General features: G+C 73.9%; 17 protein-coding genes and 1 pseudogene. 9 read left to right on the top strand and 9 right to left on the bottom strand.

Annotation, left to right across the window (positions count from 1 at the left end; all coding sequences use genetic code 11):
• Positions 1-59 precede the first annotated feature (59 nt).
• A complete protein-coding gene (locus tag DEF28_RS11565) occupies positions 60-245 on the bottom strand; it encodes a hypothetical protein (protein WP_114397656.1) in 186 nt (61 codons plus the stop codon).
• On the opposite strand from DEF28_RS11565, the gene DEF28_RS11560 reads away from it, so the two are divergent.
• The 3 genes from DEF28_RS11560 (at position 244) to rocD (ending at position 2,961) form a co-directional block, all read left to right on the top strand.
• Positions 244-705: an Lrp/AsnC family transcriptional regulator gene (locus tag DEF28_RS11560; protein WP_114397655.1), complete on the top strand. Its 462-nt coding sequence runs from the start codon at positions 244-246 to the stop codon at positions 703-705. The genes DEF28_RS11565 and DEF28_RS11560 overlap by 2 nt on opposite strands.
• A 199-nt stretch (positions 706-904) precedes the next feature.
• A complete protein-coding gene (gene ddaH, locus DEF28_RS11555) occupies positions 905-1,696 on the top strand; it encodes a dimethylargininase (RefSeq protein WP_114397666.1) in 792 nt (263 codons plus the stop codon).
• A 26-nt stretch (positions 1,697-1,722) separates the two neighbouring features.
• Positions 1,723-2,961 carry an ornithine--oxo-acid transaminase gene (gene rocD / locus DEF28_RS11550; protein WP_114397654.1) on the top strand — a complete coding sequence of 413 codons (1,239 nt, stop codon included), beginning with the start codon at positions 1,723-1,725 and terminating at the stop codon, positions 2,959-2,961.
• 70 nt (positions 2,962-3,031) lie between these two features.
• Here the strand turns inward: rocD and DEF28_RS11545 are convergent, their stop codons facing one another.
• Positions 3,032-4,309: an MFS transporter gene (locus DEF28_RS11545; protein WP_114397653.1), complete on the bottom strand. Its 1,278-nt coding sequence runs from the start codon at positions 4,307-4,309 to the stop codon at positions 3,032-3,034.
• Between the two features lie 249 nt (positions 4,310-4,558).
• The gene (locus tag DEF28_RS11540) at positions 4,559-5,098 is read right to left on the bottom strand and encodes a GNAT family N-acetyltransferase (RefSeq protein ID WP_114397665.1); all 540 of its coding nucleotides are present in this window, start codon (positions 5,096-5,098) and stop codon (positions 4,559-4,561) included.
• 131 nt (positions 5,099-5,229) lie between these two features.
• Between DEF28_RS11540 and DEF28_RS11535 the strand changes: the two genes are divergently transcribed.
• Positions 5,230-6,186, top strand: a complete 957-nt coding sequence (locus tag DEF28_RS11535) for a zinc-binding dehydrogenase (RefSeq protein ID WP_114397652.1) — start codon at positions 5,230-5,232, stop codon at positions 6,184-6,186.
• Here DEF28_RS11535 and DEF28_RS11530 read toward each other — a convergent pair.
• Both DEF28_RS11530 and DEF28_RS11525 read right to left on the bottom strand, forming a co-directional pair.
• Complete coding sequence (locus DEF28_RS11530) at positions 6,172-6,783, bottom strand: uridine kinase family protein (protein ID WP_114397651.1); 612 nt, start codon at positions 6,781-6,783, stop codon at positions 6,172-6,174. The genes DEF28_RS11535 and DEF28_RS11530 overlap by 15 nt on opposite strands.
• A gap of 561 nt (positions 6,784-7,344) precedes the next feature.
• Positions 7,345-8,601, bottom strand: coding sequence for an alpha/beta hydrolase family protein (locus DEF28_RS11525; protein ID WP_114397650.1), 1,257 nt, complete (start codon positions 8,599-8,601; stop codon positions 7,345-7,347).
• A gap of 151 nt (positions 8,602-8,752) precedes the next feature.
• On the opposite strand from DEF28_RS11525, the gene DEF28_RS11520 reads away from it, so the two are divergent.
• Positions 8,753-9,424 (top strand): O-methyltransferase, encoded by a 672-nt coding sequence (locus DEF28_RS11520; RefSeq protein WP_114397649.1) that lies wholly within the window; start codon positions 8,753-8,755, stop codon positions 9,422-9,424.
• A 170-nt stretch (positions 9,425-9,594) separates the two neighbouring features.
• Positions 9,595-10,548: a nucleoside hydrolase gene (locus tag DEF28_RS11515; protein WP_114397648.1), complete on the top strand. Its 954-nt coding sequence runs from the start codon at positions 9,595-9,597 to the stop codon at positions 10,546-10,548.
• Between the two features lie 92 nt (positions 10,549-10,640).
• On the opposite strand, the gene DEF28_RS11510 is transcribed toward DEF28_RS11515, so the two are convergent.
• Positions 10,641-11,396, bottom strand: a complete 756-nt coding sequence (locus DEF28_RS11510; RefSeq protein ID WP_114397647.1) for a class I SAM-dependent methyltransferase — start codon at positions 11,394-11,396, stop codon at positions 10,641-10,643.
• Positions 11,397-11,966: 570 nt separating this feature from the next.
• On the opposite strand from DEF28_RS11510, the pseudogene DEF28_RS11505 reads away from it, so the two are divergent.
• A pseudogene (locus tag DEF28_RS11505) lies at positions 11,967-12,416 on the top strand (type II toxin-antitoxin system PemK/MazF family toxin).
• 89 nt (positions 12,417-12,505) lie between these two features.
• Here DEF28_RS11505 and DEF28_RS11500 read toward each other — a convergent pair.
• The 3 genes from DEF28_RS11500 to DEF28_RS11490 form a co-directional block, all read right to left on the bottom strand.
• Entirely contained in the window at positions 12,506-12,862 is a 357-nt protein-coding gene (locus DEF28_RS11500; RefSeq protein ID WP_233515244.1) for a TetR/AcrR family transcriptional regulator C-terminal domain-containing protein, read from the bottom strand.
• A 79-nt stretch (positions 12,863-12,941) separates the two neighbouring features.
• Positions 12,942-14,390 (bottom strand): amino acid permease, encoded by a 1,449-nt coding sequence (locus DEF28_RS11495; protein WP_114397646.1) that lies wholly within the window; start codon positions 14,388-14,390, stop codon positions 12,942-12,944.
• Between the two features lie 460 nt (positions 14,391-14,850).
• Positions 14,851-15,633, bottom strand: coding sequence for a TetR/AcrR family transcriptional regulator (locus DEF28_RS11490; RefSeq protein WP_233515243.1), 783 nt, complete (start codon positions 15,631-15,633; stop codon positions 14,851-14,853).
• 106 nt (positions 15,634-15,739) lie between these two features.
• Between DEF28_RS11490 and DEF28_RS11485 the strand changes: the two genes are divergently transcribed.
• Together DEF28_RS11485 and DEF28_RS11480 are read left to right on the top strand one after the other, a co-directional pair.
• Positions 15,740-16,927, top strand: coding sequence for an epoxide hydrolase family protein (locus tag DEF28_RS11485; protein WP_114397645.1), 1,188 nt, complete (start codon positions 15,740-15,742; stop codon positions 16,925-16,927).
• 119 nt (positions 16,928-17,046) lie between these two features.
• On the top strand, positions 17,047-17,263 hold a 217-nt coding region (locus DEF28_RS11480), incomplete at its 3' end, for a hypothetical protein (protein ID WP_147281059.1).

Below are 17,263 nucleotides of genomic sequence, written 5' to 3'. Positions count from 1 at the left end.
TTTGGCCGCGCGACCGGAGCAGCGTCGGTATGACGCTCCCCGGGAGGTGGCCCGCGGACTCACCAGGTCGGTGATGTCTGGCGGGGCCTGGCCGCCGCGACCTCGCGCAGGCCGCTCAGCACGGCGTCCGCCGCGGCCTGGAGCCGCTGCGCCAGGACCGCCCGCCGCTCGTCGGGGAGCTGGCGGTTGGGCGGGTCGCGCTTCCCCAGAGCGGACGGGCCGCCCCTGGCGCACACTGGGCTCATGAGCCTGGACCCACTCGACGAGAAGATCATCCGGATCCTCACCCGCGACGGCCGCCGCAGTTTCGCCGCGGTCGGCGCCGAGGTGGGCCTGTCCGCGCCCGCGGTGAAGCGGCGGGTCGACCGGCTGGTGGCGGCCGGCGCCGTCACCGGGTTCACCGCCGTGGTCGACCCGGCCGCGCTCGGCTGGAGCACCGAGGCCTACGTGGAGCTGTACTGCTCGGGCCAGCCCCGGCCCTCGCTGCTCGCCAAGGACCTGGAGCGGCTGCCCGAGGTGGTCTCCGCCTGCACGGTCACCGGCAACGCCGACGCGCTGCTGCGGATCCGCGCGGCCGGGGTGCGGCACTTCGAGCAGGTGCTGCAGCGGCTGACCGAACTGGAGTACGTGACGCACACCAAGACCACGCTCGTCCTGTCCCCCCTGTTCGAGAGGACCCGGGCCGACGCGAGCCGGGCGGAGTGAGCTGGGCGGAGAGAGCTGGTCGACGCGCGCACGATTCGGCCGCGAAAGGCCGGAAGGACGCAACGAACCGCTGGCCAGACGCAGCGTTTGCGTCTTGGTCGAGCGTGATCACCGGTCGTAATGTTCCATCGTGAGAGCAACACCTGTCCTGCGCGAGGTCGACGCCCCCGCACGCGTGTCGACCACCCGGCACTTCCTGATGTGCCCACCGACCCATTTCACGGTCAGTTACACGATCAACGCCTGGATGGACCCCGCGGCCCCGGTCGACCGCGACCGCGCCGTGGCGCAGTGGGAACGGCTGCGCGCCGTCTACCTCGAACTCGGCCACCGGGTGAGCCTGCTCGACCCGGTACCCGGCCTGCCCGACATGGTGTTCACCGCGAACGGGGCCCTCGTCATCGGCGGCACCGCCTATGGCGCCCGCTTCCGGCACCCGCAGCGCTCTCCCGAGGAGGCCGCGCACCGGGAGTGGCTGACCGCGCACGGCGGGCGGTTCGCCGCGCCCGAGCACGTCAACGAGGGGGAGGGCGACTTCGCGGTGACCCGCGACTGCGTCCTGGCCGGCACCGGGTTCCGCACCGAGCAGGCCGCCCACCTGGAGGCCCAGGAGGTCTTCGGGCTGCCCGTGGTCAGCCTGCGGCTCGTCGATCCGCGCTTCTACCACCTCGACACCGCGCTCACCGTCCTGGATGACGGCGTGCACTCCGGCCGGGCGGACATCGCCTACTACCCCGGTGCGTTCTCCGGCGCCGCGCGGCAGGTCCTCGGCCGACTGTTCCCCGACGCGCTGCGGGTGGCCGAGGCCGACGCGGCCGTACTCGGCCTGAACGCCGTCAGCGACGGCCGCAACGTGGTGCTGCCGGAACAGGCGCGCGGCCTCGCCGCCCGGCTCGCCGAACGCGGGTACCGCCCGATCGGCGTCGACATGAGCGAACTGGCCAAGTCCGGTGGCGGCCCCAAGTGCTGCACCCAGGAGATCCGCGCGTAGCGCACGATTCGACCGACGGGAGAGACATGACCACCATCGACACCGCGGCGGGCGCCGGCGACCGGCAGATCGCGCTGGCCGAGGAGTACGGAGCGCACAACTACCACCCGCTGCCGGTCGTCATCCGGGAGGGGCTCGGCGCGCACGTCACCGACGTCGAGGGCCGCGGCTACCTGGACTTCCTCGCGGGCTACTCGGCGCTGAACTTCGGGCACCGCCATCCGGCGCTCATCGAGGCCGCCCGCCGGCAGCTCGACCGCGTGACGCTGACCAGCCGCGCCTTCCACCACGACCAGTTCGGGCCGTTCTGCGCCGGCCTCGCGCGGCTGGCCGGCAAGGAGCAGGTGCTGCCCATGAACACCGGCGCCGAGGCGGTGGAGAGCGGCATCAAGGTCGCCCGCAAGTGGGGGTACGAGGTCAAGGGCGTCCCGGCCGGCGCCGCCACCGTCATCGTCGCCTCCGGCAACTTCCACGGCCGCACCACCACCATCGTCGGCTTCTCCGACGACCCCGACGCCCGCGACGGGTTCGGTCCGTTCGCGCCGGGCTTCCGCCGCGTCCCCTACGGCGACGCCGCGGCGGTGGCCGCCGCCATCGACGCGACGACGGTGGCGGTGCTGGTGGAGCCGATCCAGGGCGAGGCCGGTGTGCTGGTCCCGCCGGACGACTACCTGCCCGAGCTGCGGCGGCTGTGCAGCGAGCACCGCGTCCTCCTCGTACTGGACGAGATCCAGTCCGGTCTCGGCCGCACCGGCCGCACGTTCGCGGCCGAGCACAGCGGTGTCGTACCGGACGTGTACCTGCTCGGCAAGGCGCTGGGCGGCGGCGTGGTGCCGGTCTCGGCGGTGGTCGCCGACCGCGACGTCCTGGGGGTGCTCCAGCCCGGCCAGCACGGCAGTACGTTCGGCGGCAACCCGCTGGCCGCGGCGGTCGGCCGCGCCGTGGTGGAGCTGCTGGCAACCGGCGAGCCCCAGCGCCGGGCCGCCGAACTCGGCGAGGTGCTGCACGGCGAGCTGGCCGCCCTGGTCGGCCGCGGCGTGATCGCGGTCCGCGGCCGGGGGCTGTGGGCCGGCGTCGACATCGACCCCGGGCTGGCCACGGGCCGGCAGGTCTGCGAGGACCTGATGGCGGAGGGGATCCTCGTGAAGGACACCCACGGATCCACCATCCGGCTGGCACCGCCACTGGTGGTGACCGAGCAGGAGGTCAAGGAGGCCGTGGCGGCGCTGGGCCGCGTCTTGGAGCGCCGCGCGGCCGGACGCTGAACACGTGCGCGGGGCGCCGGTCCACGGCCCGGTGCCCCGCGCGGGCGCGGCCGGGCCCCAGCCGCGCCCGTCAGCTCGCGCCCCCGGGCGGCGCGCTCCGGCCGCTGCGCCGCAGTGCGGCGCCGAGCCACCCCACCACGGCGAGGCCCGCCGCCCCGGCTGAGGCCACGACCAGCTGCGGGGCGACCGCCTCGGCCACCGCGCCGGCCGCCGCGAAGCCCAGGCCCTGCACCACCATGAGGCCGGCCGACGCCAGCGAGAGCACCCGCCCGCGCGCCTCTTCGGGAACGGCGTCGAGCAGGCGCTGGTCCAGGCCGAGTGTGTAGCCGTAGCCCAGCCCGCTGACCACCAGCAGCGCCACCGCGGCGGCGGGCGCCGGCGCCAGGGCGAACAGCGGCAGCGGCGCGAACACCAGCACCGCGAGGCCGACCGTCCACCGCTGCCGGCGCTCCGGGGGAAGCAGCGACCCGACGGCGAGTTCACCCGCGACGATGCCGACCGGCGCCGCCGCGAGCAGCAGCCCGACCGTCAGGGAACCGCCGCCGAGCCGGTCGGCCAGTGGTGCGGCCAACGCCTCGGCGGCGACCGCGAACGCCGGCGGCAGCCAGCCGAGCAGGAGGAGGGTCCGCAGCAACGGGGCCGCCATCGCGTCGCGGACACCGGCGAGCGAGTCGCGCAGGACCGCGGCCGGCGCCGCGGCGGCACTCCGCTCCGCCGCCAGCCGGGCCGGCCGGCCCCGCATCCCCGCCCCCAGCAGCAGCGCGGACAGCGCCAGCGCTCCCGCCCCGGTGAGCAGCGCGATGCCCGGCGGTACCGCCAGCAGCAGCGCGCCCCCGAAGGCGAAGCCGGTGATCTGCGCGGTCTGGCCGGCCATGCGCAGCAGGGAGCGGCCGAGCGCGAACCCGGCCGGCGCGAGGATGTCAGGGAGGCTGGCCGCGCGGGCGCCCTGGTAGACGGGGGCGATGGCCCCGCTGATGGCCAGGAGTCCGAGCAGGACGGGGATCGGCGCGCCGGGCAGCGCCATGGCCGCCATGAGGCCCGCGCTCACCCCCTGCGTCACCACGAGCAGCCCGCGTGCCGGGAACCGGTCCGTGACGGAGGAGAGCAGCACGGCACCCAGCAGGTGGGGAACGAACCCCAGAGTGAAGGTGAGTGCCGAGAGCAGGGGAGAGCCGGTGCGCTGGTAGATCAGCACTGACAGCGTGACCTGCGCGGCCACCAGGCCGAGCACCGCCAGGATCTCGGCGGCCAGCAGCACGCGGAACTCACCGACGGCGAGCACCCGCCGGTAGGTCCACGGCGCTGGGTCGCCGGCGCGGTCCTCGGGGAGGGGGAGGTGCGTGGTCATGCGGCCACTCTGGCGGGCGGCCCGTCCGGCCGCAACGGATTCGGCCGTGCTCGAACCCGGGGCGGCCGCGGTTCGCGACGGCGCTTCCGGCCCGCCCGCCGTCCGGACCCGACGGTTGTAGAGAGGTGCCGCACCTCGCAGGTGCGGGCCCCGCAGGACCTCCTCGGCAGCTGATCCCTTGCTGGGTGGCTGGGAGGTTCCGTGGCGGTACAGGTCCGTCGATTCCGCTCCGCCGCTAATGGGACCCCCCTACCAGACGTCCCCCTCGCGCCAGTCGCACACCAGATCGCCGGTCACGTCGAGCGGACGCGTCACCGGCAGGACGTACACGCCGCCGTCGTCCTCCTCAGTGCGCACGGTCCCGGTCGGGGTGAGCACCGACGTGGGGCCGCACCACCGCTGCCAGCCGCGTGCCGCGTAGAAGTCGAGGGCCTCGTCGGAGGAGCTCAGCGCCCCCAGCTCGTACTGCTCGCGCACCACCCGCTCGGCCGCCGCCATCAGGGTCGCGCCGTGGCCCCACCCGCGCCGGTCGGCACGTACCCCGACCCCCTCGACGTAGCCGGTCCGCAGCACCAGGCCCTGGTGCGTGAGCTGGCGCGGGACCACTGAGGCGTGCCCGACGAGGTCGTCCCCCTCCCACACGATCGCGTGCACGCCGCCGATCGTGTGCTCCCAGTCATGCTCGGAGAAGTCGCCGTCGAAGACCGTGTCGAGGAGGTCGCGCGCCCTCGTCAGCGTGGCGGTGTCGAGGTCGGCGGTGCGGGAGAGGACGAGGCGGGTGATGGTCATGGCCGCATTCTCGCGGCGGAACCGGCCGCCCGCCACCGGATTTCGCCGCGCCGCCGGCGGTTGACCTCCACTTTGGTCGAGGTTGCAGGCTGGAGCGGGACGGACGACACGCCTGGAAAAGAGGACCGCCCATGCGCGCGGTGTGGTTGACGGAGTTCGGCGGGCCCGAGGTGCTCGTCGCAGGGGACGCACCGGACCCGGAGCCCGGCCCCGGGCAGGTGCTAATCGACGTGGAGTTCGCGAACATCACGTTCGTGGAGACCCAGTTCCGCGCGAACGGGTTCGGTCCGTTCCGCGGCCGGCCTCCCCTGGTTCCCGGCAACGGCGTCGGCGGAGTGGTCGCCGCGGTGGGGCCCGGGGTCGCCGCGGACATGGTGGGCCGGCGGGTGGTCACCTCCACCGGCGGGTCCGGCGGCTACGCCGAGCGCGTCGCGGTGGACGCCGCCGGCGTCATCGACGTCCCGGGCGGCCTGGCGCTGGACGACGCGGTGGCCCTGCTCGCCGACGGCCGCACGGCGATCATGCTGACCCGCGCGGTGGACCTGCGGCACGGGGACCGGGTGCTCGTCGAGGCGGCCGCGGGCGGCGTCGGGTCGCTGCTGGTCCAGCTCGCCCGGGGCGCGGGCGCGACCGTGGTCGCGGCGGTCGGTGGTCCCCGTAAGGCGGTGGTGGCACGCGGTCTCGGCGCCGACGTCGTGGCCGACTACCGGGAACCCGACTGGGCGGACCGCGTCCGGGCGTCCGTGGCGGAGGTGGACGTGGTCTTCGACGGGGTCGGCGGTGCCGTCGGCCGGACGGCGTTCGGGCTGCTCGGGCGCGGCGGGCGGATGGCCAGCTACGGGCTCGCCAGCGGAGAGTGGGCGAACGTGTCGGAGGCCGACGCCGGGTCCCGCGGGGTGGTACTCGTCCAGGCGTCGGCGCCCCCGGCGCGGCTCCGCGCCTACGCCGAGACCGCCCTGGCCGAGGCCGCCGCCGGCCGGCTGCGTCCGCTGATCGGGCAGCGCTTCCCGTTGGACCGCGCGTGGGAGGCGCACGCCGCCATCGAGGCGCGGGCGACCATCGGCAAGACGCTGCTAGCGGTCCGCTGACGGCGCCGCTCCCGCCCGGCCCGCCGAGCGGGCCGGGCCCGCCGGCCGGCGCCCGGCGGTGAGACGGCGGAGCCGTTCGACCAGCTCGGGAACGGGGCAGGTCCCGTCCAGGACGATGTCGGCGTGTGCGCGGCTGGGAGCGACATGCCGCTCGTGAGCCGTACGACCGCGTTCGAGGTACCCGCGCAGGACGTGGCGGGCGTTGCGGCCCGCCTCGATCTTGCGCAGGGCCGCTCGGGCGAGCCGGATGTCGGCGGGCGCCTCGACGTAGGCGCGCCATCCGGCCCGGAGCCGGACCTGCTCCAGGGCGAGCGCGAAGACGCCTTCGACGACGATCAGCCTGGCAGCGGCGTGCCGCCCGATCGCTGCGGTGATGCGGGCCGGGTCGAGTGATCGCGGGTCGCTCGCGTCGACGATCCGCCCACCGCCGTCGAAGGCGGGCACGGTCGGTGCCAGCCGGATGTCGGTGTGGTAGCAGTCGTCCAGATGCACGACGGCCGTGCCGGGCATGCGCTCGGCGAGCGCGCGGCCGATCGTGGACGTGCCCGATCCCGCGCCGCCGGCGAGCGCCAGCAGCGTAATCGGCCGTCCGGCCATCGCACACCTCCCGAGCCGCCACGGGGCGCACGGGCGCCGGATCGGCCACGGCCCCGACGGGTCAATACCACCACGATCGCCGGCCACCGTCCGGGCGGCCGGCTCGGGCGATGAGCACGGATTCCGGCTTGTGCTGTGCCGGGTTCCACCCGGCGCGGCAGGTCATCAGCTAGGGGGATGCCGTCCGGGAGCAGGGCCCCGGCCGTCCCGTACCCCCGCGGCCGGAGCATCGTGAGCGGTTCCGTGCCCCCGCGCGGCTCCAGAGCTCTGGGAGAGCACGAGCCCGGCCCGCGTCGCTTCGCGGGATCGCGATCGACCCCGTCGCGGCCCGTGCGGGAGGCGGACTCGTTCACTCCGCCCCCCGGTGCGGCGGCGCGCCCGGCCAGCTTCTCCACCGCGTCCTCCCGTAGGCGGCGATGCCGGCGGTTCCGGGGAGCGGGAGGGGCTCCGGGCCGCGGGCAGCGAGCCGCGACACCCAGAGCCCCTGCCACCTGGGTGAACGCGCGGGAATGGGCAGAGCCGCCCCTCACGGACGCCCCCGGTGTCGGCCGGGACCGGCGCTCAGTCCACGAAGCGGGCGTCCGGGTGATCGGGGGACTCCGCGTCGAGGAGGGGCTGCGGCCTGCCGAGCAGCATCTCGTCGAAGAACGCCACCACGTACGCGCGCTCGGAGGCGTGCAGGCGGCCGGGGTCGTCGGCGGTCCCAATCGTGCCGGCCACCGCCTCGTCCGGCATGTCGAACTCCTCCGCGAGCTGCGGCAGGAGGACCTGGTGGTCGGCGAAGGAGAAGTGCCGCGCTTCCGGGAAGTTCACGTCCAGCCGCCAGCCGGTCGAGTTGTCCCAGAACCGGCGCCAGTCGTCCCAGGACCGGTGCGTGTGCGGCTCGATCTCGCCGGAGTCGCCGACGCCGCTGCCGCCCATCAGAAGGAAGGGGCGGTCCAGGCCCTCGCGTGCGACCGGGAACCGCTCCTCGAACGCGCCCCCGTCCTCGGTGAAGGTGATGGAGCCGTCCAGGTCGGCGCCGGCGTCGACCCGCTCGTCCTCGTACATGGTGTGCGCGGCGGCGGATCCGCCCATCGAGTGCCCGAACATGCCGACCCGGGAGAGGTCGAGGATGGCGCCGAGCCCGCGCGGCACCCGCCGGCCGTCGGCGTCGCGCGCGTTCTCCTCCCGCACCTCCTCCAGGTGGTCCAGGACGAACCTGCTGTCGGCGACGCGGTCGGTCATCAGCCTGCTGTAGAGGTCGGGGGCCTCGCCGTCGTAGTAGGGCTCCTCGATCCGCCCGTCGGGGAAACGGACCGGCGCCTCGCCGGTGTGGTCCATCGTCACCACCACGTAGCCGCGGCTCGCCAGTTCCTCCACCAGCGTGGTGCCGGTGGCGCGCGGGGAGCCGCCGCCGGGGGAGTAGAGCACGATCGGCCGCTTCCCGCGCTGGAGGGCGGGGGCGTCCGGTACGGCCGAGGTGGGCGACCCCGCGTAGTCGACCGCTCCGGGGCCGAGCCGGAGCGATGCCCCGAAGATCTCGCCGACCTCCTGCGGCATGTACCCGGCGCGCTCGGTCCCGCCCGTCGCACGGGCCGGATACCAGATGCTGACCATGAACTCGCGCGGGCCGTCCTGGCCCCACTGGTCGGCGCGGTCGGCGTCGACGAGCCGGAGTTCGGTGGTGCCCACCTGGTAGCGGCCGGTGGGCTGAGGCAGGGTGAACCGGAAACCGGCGGGCTCGGCGGGGACGACGTCCGCGGCGGCCGGAGCGGCGAGCGGGAGCGCGAACGCGAGGCCGGCGGCCAGCGCCGCGGCGCGATGGGTCTTGGGCATGACGACGACGGTAGTGAGCGGAAAGCCGGCCGCCCATGGTGCCGGCCACCCGTTGGGGGTCCGGCGAACCCCCGCCGCCTCCTGAGGCGGATCACACCCCGGCCCGGTAGATTCCCAGCGGCGATCTGGAGGCACCGGAGGGCGGACGGGTATGGACACGCGGCGCTGGACCGAGGTGGACGGATACTTCAACGGGCTCCTGGTGGCGGCGGACCCGGCGCTGGAGGCGGCCCTGGCGGCGAGCGCCGCGGCCGGTCTGCCACCGCACCAGGTCGCCCCCAACCAGGGAAAACTCCTGCACCTGCTGGCACGGGTGCGCGGTGCGCGCACCGTCCTGGAGATCGGCGCCCTGGGCGGTTACAGCACCATCTGGCTGGCGCGGGCGCTGCCCGAGGGCGGGCGGCTGATCTCCCTGGAGGCCGACGCGCGGTGGGCCGGAACCGCGCGCGCCAACATCGAGCGCGCCGGCCTGGCCGACCGGGTCGAGATCCGCACCGGCCCCGCGCTGGAGAGCCTGCCGCGCCTGGAGGCGGAGGGGCTCACCGGAGTCGACCTGGTCTTCATCGACGCCGACAAGCCGAACAATCCGGCCTACCTGGAGTGGGCGCTGCGGCTCACCCGGCCGGGCGCCCTCATCATCGCCGACAACGTGGTCCGCGATGGCGCGGTGGCCGACCCCGGCAGCGCCGATCCGCGGGTACGGGGCGTCCGCCGGTTCACCGAACTGGTGGCCGCGCATCCCCGGCTCACCGCCACCGCGCTGCAGACGGTCGGGGAGAAGGGGTACGACGGTTTCCTGCTGGCGCTGGTCACGGACGAGTAGCCGCCGCGCGGTCGAGCAGGCGGCGGGACACCTCGCCCCGTGACCTCCGTGCGGCCACCCGGCCGATCGAACGCCCGGTCCTCCAGGGGATCGCTCCGCCGGCCGGGGGGCGTTAGAGTCGCGGAGGCTCGCCCTTGATGGGCGAGGACGCGACACGGAGGCAGGATCCCATGGGGCGCAGCATCATCCTGGACGTGGACACCGGCACGGACGACGCCGTGGCCATCATGTTCGCCGCCCTGCACCCGGAGATCGAGCTCCTCGCGGTGACCACGGTCAACGGCAACGTGCCGCTCGCCGACACCACGGACAACACGCTGCGCGTCCTGGACTGGATCGAACGGCCTGAGATCCCCGTCTTCGCGGGCCTGTCGCGGCCGATCGCCCGCTCGGGATTCCCCGGCGCCCGGCATTTCGACCGCGATTCCGGCAACGATCCGCACGGCAGCGCCCTGCCGATTCCGCCTCCGCGCGGCACCGCCCAGGACGTCGGCGCCGTCGAGTACCTCGTCGAAACGCTCCGGTCGACCACCGAGCCGCTCACCCTCGTACCGGTGGGCCCGCTGAGCAACATCGCCACCGTGCTGACGATCGACCCGTCGCTGACCGAGGCCGTCGAGGAAGTGGTCGTCATGGGAGGCGGGCATGCCACGACGAACGTGACCGCCTCGGCGGAGTTCAACATCTGGGCCGACCCCGAGGCCGCGAACGTGGTCTTCTCAGCCGGTTTCCGCCGCCTCACCCTCGTGCCTCTCGATGCCACCCACCGCGCGCTGGTGACCCGGTCGGCCTGCCGGGTTCTGGAGGGCCTCGCGACACCGGCCGGTATCGCGGCCGCACGGTTCATCGGACGCCGCATCGACGCCTACGGCGCGTCGGCCGCAGGCGAGGAGGCGGCCCCGGTCCACGACGTGCTGTGCACCGCCTACCTCGTGCGGCCCGACGTCATCACCACCCGCCATCTGGCTCTCACCGTCGAGACGGCGAGTCCGCTGACGATCGGCCGCACGGTGATGGACACGCGTCCCGGCAGTACGGCGACGCGCAACGCGCACGTCGCCTTCGACGCCGACGCGGCGCTGCTCATCGAGCTCCTCACGCAGGTCTTCGGAACCGACGCCTGAGCGAGTGCGCCCGGAGCACCACACGCGGGCCGCCGGGGGCGCTGGCGCCGCCGGTACGGCAGGCGGGTTCGGGGCCGGGGCGTGCGGACCGGTCACCGTGCGACCCGGGTGGCGGTGACGCGCAGCCGCCGGTAGTCGGCCCACCAGGCGCCGTCCTGGAAGCACGTCGGGCGCAGCCGGTCCGCGAGCGCGGCCAGGAACGCGTCGGTGTCCGCGACGCCGTCGAGGAGGTGGGCGCCGAACATCCGGACCCAGTCGGCGAGGCCGTCCTGGCCCGCCAGGCGGGTGGGCCGGTCGAACAGCCAGGCGCCGGTCAGCTCCAGGCCGGCCGCGGCGAGCACCTGGGCGTAGTCGGCGATGCCCGGGAAGTACCAGGGGGAGACGGGCTCGGGCAGGCCGAGCTCGGCGCGCAGCCGCCGGGCGCCGGTGTCGATGGCGGAGATGTTGCCGGCCCCGCCGAGCTCGGCGACCAGCCGGCCGCCGGGCCGCAGGGCCGCCGCGATCGCGGCCGCGGCGCGGTCCGCCTCGGGGATCCAGTGCAGCACGGCGTTGCTGAGGACCGCGTCGAAGCCGCCCGGGAGGCCGAGTGTGCGCAGGTCGGCGACCCGGACGTCGATGCCGGGGAACCGGGCGCGGGCGCGCTCGACCATCTCGGGGCTGGCGTCGACGCCGACGACGTCCACCCCGGCGGCGTGCAGGGCGCTGACGTGGACCCCGGTCCCGCAGCCCGCGTCCAGGACGCGTTCGCCGGGCCGGGCGTCGAGGAGTTCCAGTAGGTCGGCACCGAGGTCGGCGACGAAGGCGTGGCGGGTGTCGTACAGTTCGGCGTTCCAGCGGTGCGTGCTCATACCGGCGACCCTAATCCCGCGTCTCATTTTACGGAATAGCTGTCTCGGATCATGGGAACTCTCAGGTGGGGCGGCCGATCGGGGCTTCCGGAGGGCGGCGCCCTCGACCGCACGGCCGGTGCACCCGTCCGGGCGTACCCGGGCCGCCTCCCCGGGGGCGTCCGGGCCCGTGGCGGGCGGCCTCCCCGGCGGGTGCGCTGGTCAAGCAGCGCGGAACGGTGGACGGCTTCGTCGACCGGACGCCGACGACGCGGCCGGTCCTGCCCGAGGACCCCGCCGCCGGCCAAGTCGAGGCCTCGATCGAGTTGGCCGCCCTGGTGTGGGGCCCGGGATTTCGCACCGCTGTCCGCGACTACCTGCGCGAGACCTGCTCCGGACATCCGGGACGGCTCAAGGCGAGTGCGCCGTTCCGGGCCTCTGCGCCTGGCGGGCCGAGGCCCTGCGCGCCCCGGGCGTCATCGAAGCGACGGCCGCCGACCGCGGCTCCGGACCGCGCGGGGGAGTCCGGGCGGCGCGCGGCCGCCCGTTCCGGCGTTCGGCGGCCGCCGCGGTCGGCGCTAGGCTGCGCGCGTGCGAGATCGAGAATCAACCTCCGACCGGCCCCTCCACCCCCACCGCGGCGCGATCCGCGAGGTACCGACCGGCCGCAACGCGACCACCCTTGCCTATGCCCCCGACCGCGACGGCATGGCGGACGCCGGTGAGATCGTGTGGACGTGGGTGCCCTACGAGGATGACCCCCTCCAGGGCAAGGACCGCCCGCTGCTCGTCGTGGGCCGCAGAGGCCGCCTGCTGCACGCGCTGATGCTGTCCACCCAGGAGCCGCAGGACCACGAGGAGCCCGACTGGCTGGAGCTGGGCAGCGGTCCGTGAGACCGCGCGGGGCGGGTGTCCTACATCCGGCTGGACCGGCTGTTCGAGCTCGAGGAGGACGACATCCGGCGCGAGGGCGCCGTCGTGGACGAGGAGCGCTTCTGGCGGATCGGCGCGGTGCTGCGCAGCAGGTACGGCTGGCGGTGACGCGGTGACGCGGCCGCGTCGATCGGGCTGACGGCGGCACCGAGCAGGCGCCGACCGCCCATCCGCTGGAGACCGCGGCCCGGCCCGGCTCAGGCCAGGCGGGCCGCCAGGCCGCCGAGGACGCAGTCGAGCCCGTCGTCGAAAGCGTCGTCGCGGGTGCGGCCCGGGTCGCCGTCCCGCTGCGCGGCGTACAGCGCGCGCATCCGCGGATACGCCTGGACGGCCTGCTCCGCGGCGGGCCACAGGCGCTCCGCCCACTCGCGCTCGCCCTGACCGCTCCGGCCGAGCGACGTCAGCCACGCCGCCTCGCTGGTCGACATCCCGATGACGTAGGCGACCAGCGTGTTCACGGCGCGGTCAGCCGCCTCCAGCGGGAAGCCGGCATCCTCGAACACGGCGAGCATGGCCTCGGACATCCGCAGCGTGTTCGGGCCCAGGTAGGCCACCCCCCGTCTCGCCGATGCGCGGCGTCGAACGCCGCGCCCCGCGCGTCGGGCGGTGGCCCCGCCTTTGGACGCCGCCTGCCTACTTGTCCACGGGCTCCGTCCGGGCCCGCTCGGCCGCGATCTCGCTGACCCGGCCGCGGACGACGAACCAGCCGAGGACCAGCGCCGCGATGATGACGGGCAGCGACATGATCGTGTAGCGCCCGACCTCCTCGAACCACATCATGACCACGATGCTGGCGAAGAACAGCAGCGTGATGATCTCGGTGTAGGGGGAGCCGGGGAGCTGGTAGGACGGCCGGGTGACGAGGCCGGCCCTGGCGCGCCGGTAGAACATCAGGTGGGAGAGCATGATCATGCTCCACGTGCCGATCACGCCGATCGCCGCGAAGTTGATAACGATCTCGAACGCCTCGGCGGGCAGTGCGTAGTTCAGGCCCACGCCCAGCACGCAGACGGCGCAGGTGAGCAGGATGCCGCCGTAGGGCACCCGGCTGCGGCTCATCACGCTGGTGAACTTCGGCGCGGAGCCGGCCATGGCCATGGAGCGCAGGATCCGGCCGGTGGTGTAGAGCCCGGAGTTCAGGCTCGACATGGCGGCGGTGAGGACGACCAGGTTCATCACATCGCCGGCCGCCGGCACGCCGAGCTGGGTGAGGACGGTGACGAAGGGGCTCTCGCCCTGCTGGAACTCGGTGTAGGGCAGCAGCATCGCGAGCAGCAGCACCGAACCGATGTAGAAGACGGCGATGCGCCACATGATCGAGTTGATCGCCCTCGGCATGATCTTCTCGGGCTCGGCGGTCTCGCCGGCGGTCACACCGACCATCTCGACGGCGGAGTAGGCGAAGATGACGCCCTGCATGACGAGGACCACCGGCAGTACGCCCGCGGGGAAGAAGCCGCCCTCGCTGGTCAGCAGGTGCACGCCGCTGTCGTGGCCGCCCACCTCCTGGCCGGTGACGAGCAGGAAGATCCCGATCACCATGAAGGCGACCAGAGCCGCCACCTTGATGATCGCGAACCAGAACTCCATCTCACCGAAGATCTTCACGGAGATGAGGTTGAAGGCGAGGACCACGGCCAGTGCGATCATCGCCAGCACCCACTGCGGGATGTCGGAGAACATGCTCCAGTAATGGACGTACAGGGCGATCGCCGTGATGTCGGCGATTCCGGTCGTGGACCAGTTGAGGAAGTACAGCCAGCCGCTCACGTAGGCGCCCTTCTCCCCCATGAACTCCCGCGAGTAGGACACGAAGGAGCCCGAGGAGGGGCGGTGCAGGATCAGCTCGCCGAGGGCGCGCACGACGAAGAACGCGAACAGCCCGCAGACTGCGTAGGCGACCGCGAGGGCGGGGCCCGCCGTGGCCAGGCGCCCGCCGGCGCCCAGGAAGAGGCCGGTGCCGATGGCGCCGCCGATCGCGATCATGTTCACGTGGCGCGCGGTCAGCGACTTGCTGTAGCCGCTGTCTCCCGCATCGACATGCCGGTCCTGGCCCCTCGGGCTCAGGATGTCCTCACTCATCTGGCTATTTCCTCACATCAAGGGGGGTCGGTCCCACGCACGGGACGACCACGCGCGTGTCGCGCTCGTTCCGCACACGGGATTCGGCGGTCTCAGCGGTGCCACGAGCGCCCGATGCCAAGATTTGTGACAACTAGGACAACGTGTACCGCAGAAGAACGGAAACTTACGCCGGAGTGGCGTAAGGGCCAGCGGAAAGACTAGTCCCGTGTGTCGGACATGACACACCCTGCGACGCATGGTGCGGATCACGTACTTTAGTGGCCGCCGTCACGTTCGTGGGTGATTTCGGGCTGGTGGACGGGTCGCGGGAGGTGCTCCGGCGTCGGGCGCGCACTGACGGCGCGCGGCGGAGTACTCGGGGCGAGGAGGTGCGGCCAAGGGTGCGCGGCGGTTGTCGCCGCGCGTGCGGGTGGGCGCGGGCGGCCGCGCCGGGCGGCCGGGGAAGGCGGGCGGACGGTCAGGGGCGCGGGCGCGCGGCGAGGAAGGCCTCGATGCCGTCGAGCACCCGTTCGAGTCCGAACTCGAAGTTGGCGTCCGGGTCGTAGGCACTGCCGTGGCTCTCGCCGACCGCCGACCCCACCGCCGCCGCGGTGGGGTAGCGCTCCGGGTCGAAGAGCCTGCCCAGCAGCGGGGCGTGCGCCCGCCACCACTGCTCGTCGGTGACCCCGCTGCGGCTCTCGGACTGCGCGGCGTCCACCGCGCCACGGGCGGCGCCCTGGACGTAGCTGGCGACGAGGTTGACCACGAAGTCCATCTCGATCTCCGTGAGGCCGATACCGGCGACCGCCCGCAGTTCGTACTCGTACTTGGCCATGAGGTTCGGGCCGAGCACCGGGCGGTTCACCGCGGCGACCTGCAGCATCCACGGGTGCCGGCGGTGCAGGTCCCGGTTCTCCCGCGCGATCAGCGCCAGCCGCGCCCGCCACCCCCCGGGGACGTCCTCGGGCCGGGCGGTCTCGCCGTAGACGGTGTCCAGCATGACGTCGACGAGCTCCGCCTTGGCCGGGACGTAGGTGTAGAGGGACATGGTCCCCACGCCGAGCCGTTCGGCGACGCGCCGCATGGATAGCGCCGCCAGCCCCTCCGCGTCGGCGATGTCGATCGCCGCGGCCGCGATCCGGTCCACGCTGAGGTCGGGCTTGCCCTTCCGGCTCGACCGCTCATGGGTCCGCCACAGCAGCGCCAGGCTGCGTGCGGGGTCCGCGGTGCCGTTGTACTCCGTCGCCATGGTGCGGCTCATCCTAACGCCCCTCCGCCCCGGCCTCCGTGGTCCGTACACCCAACGGTATGCCGTACGGTACGCTGTACGTTCCACCATCCGGCGGTATCCCATCGAGGACGGGCGTATGCATCCCAGCACCTTCGAGACCGACGACCACGAGATCCGGCCGTTCCGGTTCCACGCCGGCGACCACGACCTGCGTGACCTCCGCGACCGGCTCGCCCGCACCCGGTGGCCCGACGAGGTCCCCGGCATCGGCTGGGCGCACGGCGCCCCGCTCGGCTACCTGAAGGACCTCGCCGAGTACTGGCGGACCGGCTACGACTGGCGCGCCCAGGAGGCGCACCTCAACTCGTTCCCCCAGTTCACCACCGAGATCGACGGCCAGAACGTGCACTTCCTGCACGTCCGCTCCCCCGAACCGGACGCGCTGCCGCTCGTCCTCACCCACGGGTGGCCGAGCTCGGTCGTGGAGTACCTCGACGTCGTGGGACCGCTCACCGACCCGCGCGCGCACGGCGGAGACCCCGGGCACGCCTTCCACCTGGTGGTCCCCTCGCTCCCGGGTTACGGACCGTCCGGCCCGACCCGCGAACTCGGATGGGGGTCGCGCCGCATCGCCCGCGCCTGGGCCGAGCTGATGCGGCGGCTCGGCTACTCCCGCTACGGCGCGCAGGGCAGCGACTGGGGCACCTGGATCTCCCGCGAGCTCGGACTGCTGGAGCCCGACCGCGTGGTCGGCGTGCACACGAACGGGATGATCACCTTCCCCGTCGGGGCGCCCGGTGAGATGGACGGGCTCAGCGAGGCCGACCAGGAGCGGCTGGCGTTCGGGGAGTACTACATGCGCGAGCTCTACGGCTACAAGAAGATCCAGTCCGACCGGCCGCAGTCGCTCGCCTACGCCCTCGCCGACTCCCCGGTCGGCCACCTGGCGTGGATCGCCGGCGTGTTCAAGGAGTGGACCGACTGCGCCGACAGCCCCGAGGAGGCGGTCGACCGCGACCGGCTGCTCACCAACGTGATGCTGTACTGGCTCACCAACACCGCGGGCTCCGCGGCACGGTCGTTCGTGGAGACCCCGGACACCGCCGAGGAGGCGGAGCTGGCGACGGACGTGCCGAGATCGGACGTGCCGACCGGGGTGGCCGTCTTCCCGCGCGGCATCCTCCGGCCGATCCGCCGGTTCGCCGAACGCGACACCAATATCGTGCACTGGACGGAGTTCGACCGCGGCGGTACGTTCGCCGCCCTGGAGGAGCCCGACCTGTTCGTCCAGGACGTGCGTGCGTTCTTCGACCGGGTGCGCTGACCTCGCACCCCGCGTACGAGCACCCGTCCCGCCCGCGATCCCACCGAGGAGGACCGCTGCACCCCGCACCCCCTGCCCTATCCTCCCCGGACCACGGCGACCCGATCGGCTGCGCCGCCGTGGTCCGGCCCGCCGATCCGCCCCGCGCGGCGCGGATCGCGTTCTGGGACCCGGCGGGCGGCGCACCGCCCACCGGGCTCGGCGAGCCCGGCGACCTCACCGTCGTGCTCCCGGACGGTGCCGACGGTGTCCGGCCGCGGACCGTCCCGGCGCGCTGGCTGCCGGTGTCCGCCGCGCTGCCGCTGCTCGTGCGGGCCGCCACCGCCCCCGGCGCCC

The sequence above is a fragment of the Marinitenerispora sediminis genome, from assembly GCF_003336425.1.
Taxonomy (GTDB): Bacteria; Actinomycetota; Actinomycetes; order Streptosporangiales; family Streptosporangiaceae; genus Marinitenerispora; species Marinitenerispora sediminis.
The sequence above is the reverse complement of the archived record's forward strand: the minus strand, read 5'-3'. Positions and strand labels throughout refer to the sequence as shown.

What these genes read in the sequence shown, in the direction of transcription:
- DEF28_RS11560 (WP_114397655.1), top strand. Translation starts at nt 244, where the DNA reads ATGAGCCTGGACCCACTCGACGAGAAGATCATCCGGATCCTCACCCGC.
- DEF28_RS11565 (WP_114397656.1), bottom strand. Translation starts at nt 245, where the DNA reads ATGAGCCCAGTGTGCGCCAGGGGCGGCCCGTCCGCTCTGGGGAAGCGC.
- ddaH (WP_114397666.1), top strand. Translation starts at nt 905, where the DNA reads ATGTGCCCACCGACCCATTTCACGGTCAGTTACACGATCAACGCCTGG.
- rocD (WP_114397654.1), top strand. Translation starts at nt 1,723, where the DNA reads ATGACCACCATCGACACCGCGGCGGGCGCCGGCGACCGGCAGATCGCG.
- DEF28_RS11545 (WP_114397653.1), bottom strand. Translation starts at nt 4,309, where the DNA reads ATGACCACGCACCTCCCCCTCCCCGAGGACCGCGCCGGCGACCCAGCG.
- DEF28_RS11540 (WP_114397665.1), bottom strand. Translation starts at nt 5,098, where the DNA reads ATGACCATCACCCGCCTCGTCCTCTCCCGCACCGCCGACCTCGACACC.
- DEF28_RS11535 (WP_114397652.1), top strand. Translation starts at nt 5,230, where the DNA reads ATGCGCGCGGTGTGGTTGACGGAGTTCGGCGGGCCCGAGGTGCTCGTC.
- DEF28_RS11530 (WP_114397651.1), bottom strand. Translation starts at nt 6,783, where the DNA reads ATGGCCGGACGGCCGATTACGCTGCTGGCGCTCGCCGGCGGCGCGGGA.
- DEF28_RS11525 (WP_114397650.1), bottom strand. Translation starts at nt 8,601, where the DNA reads ATGCCCAAGACCCATCGCGCCGCGGCGCTGGCCGCCGGCCTCGCGTTC.
- DEF28_RS11520 (WP_114397649.1), top strand. Translation starts at nt 8,753, where the DNA reads ATGGACACGCGGCGCTGGACCGAGGTGGACGGATACTTCAACGGGCTC.
- DEF28_RS11515 (WP_114397648.1), top strand. Translation starts at nt 9,595, where the DNA reads ATGGGGCGCAGCATCATCCTGGACGTGGACACCGGCACGGACGACGCC.
- DEF28_RS11510 (WP_114397647.1), bottom strand. Translation starts at nt 11,396, where the DNA reads ATGAGCACGCACCGCTGGAACGCCGAACTGTACGACACCCGCCACGCC.
- DEF28_RS11495 (WP_114397646.1), bottom strand. Translation starts at nt 14,390, where the DNA reads ATGAGTGAGGACATCCTGAGCCCGAGGGGCCAGGACCGGCATGTCGAT.
- DEF28_RS11490 (WP_233515243.1), bottom strand. Translation starts at nt 15,633, where the DNA reads ATGAGCCGCACCATGGCGACGGAGTACAACGGCACCGCGGACCCCGCA.
- DEF28_RS11485 (WP_114397645.1), top strand. Translation starts at nt 15,740, where the DNA reads ATGCATCCCAGCACCTTCGAGACCGACGACCACGAGATCCGGCCGTTC.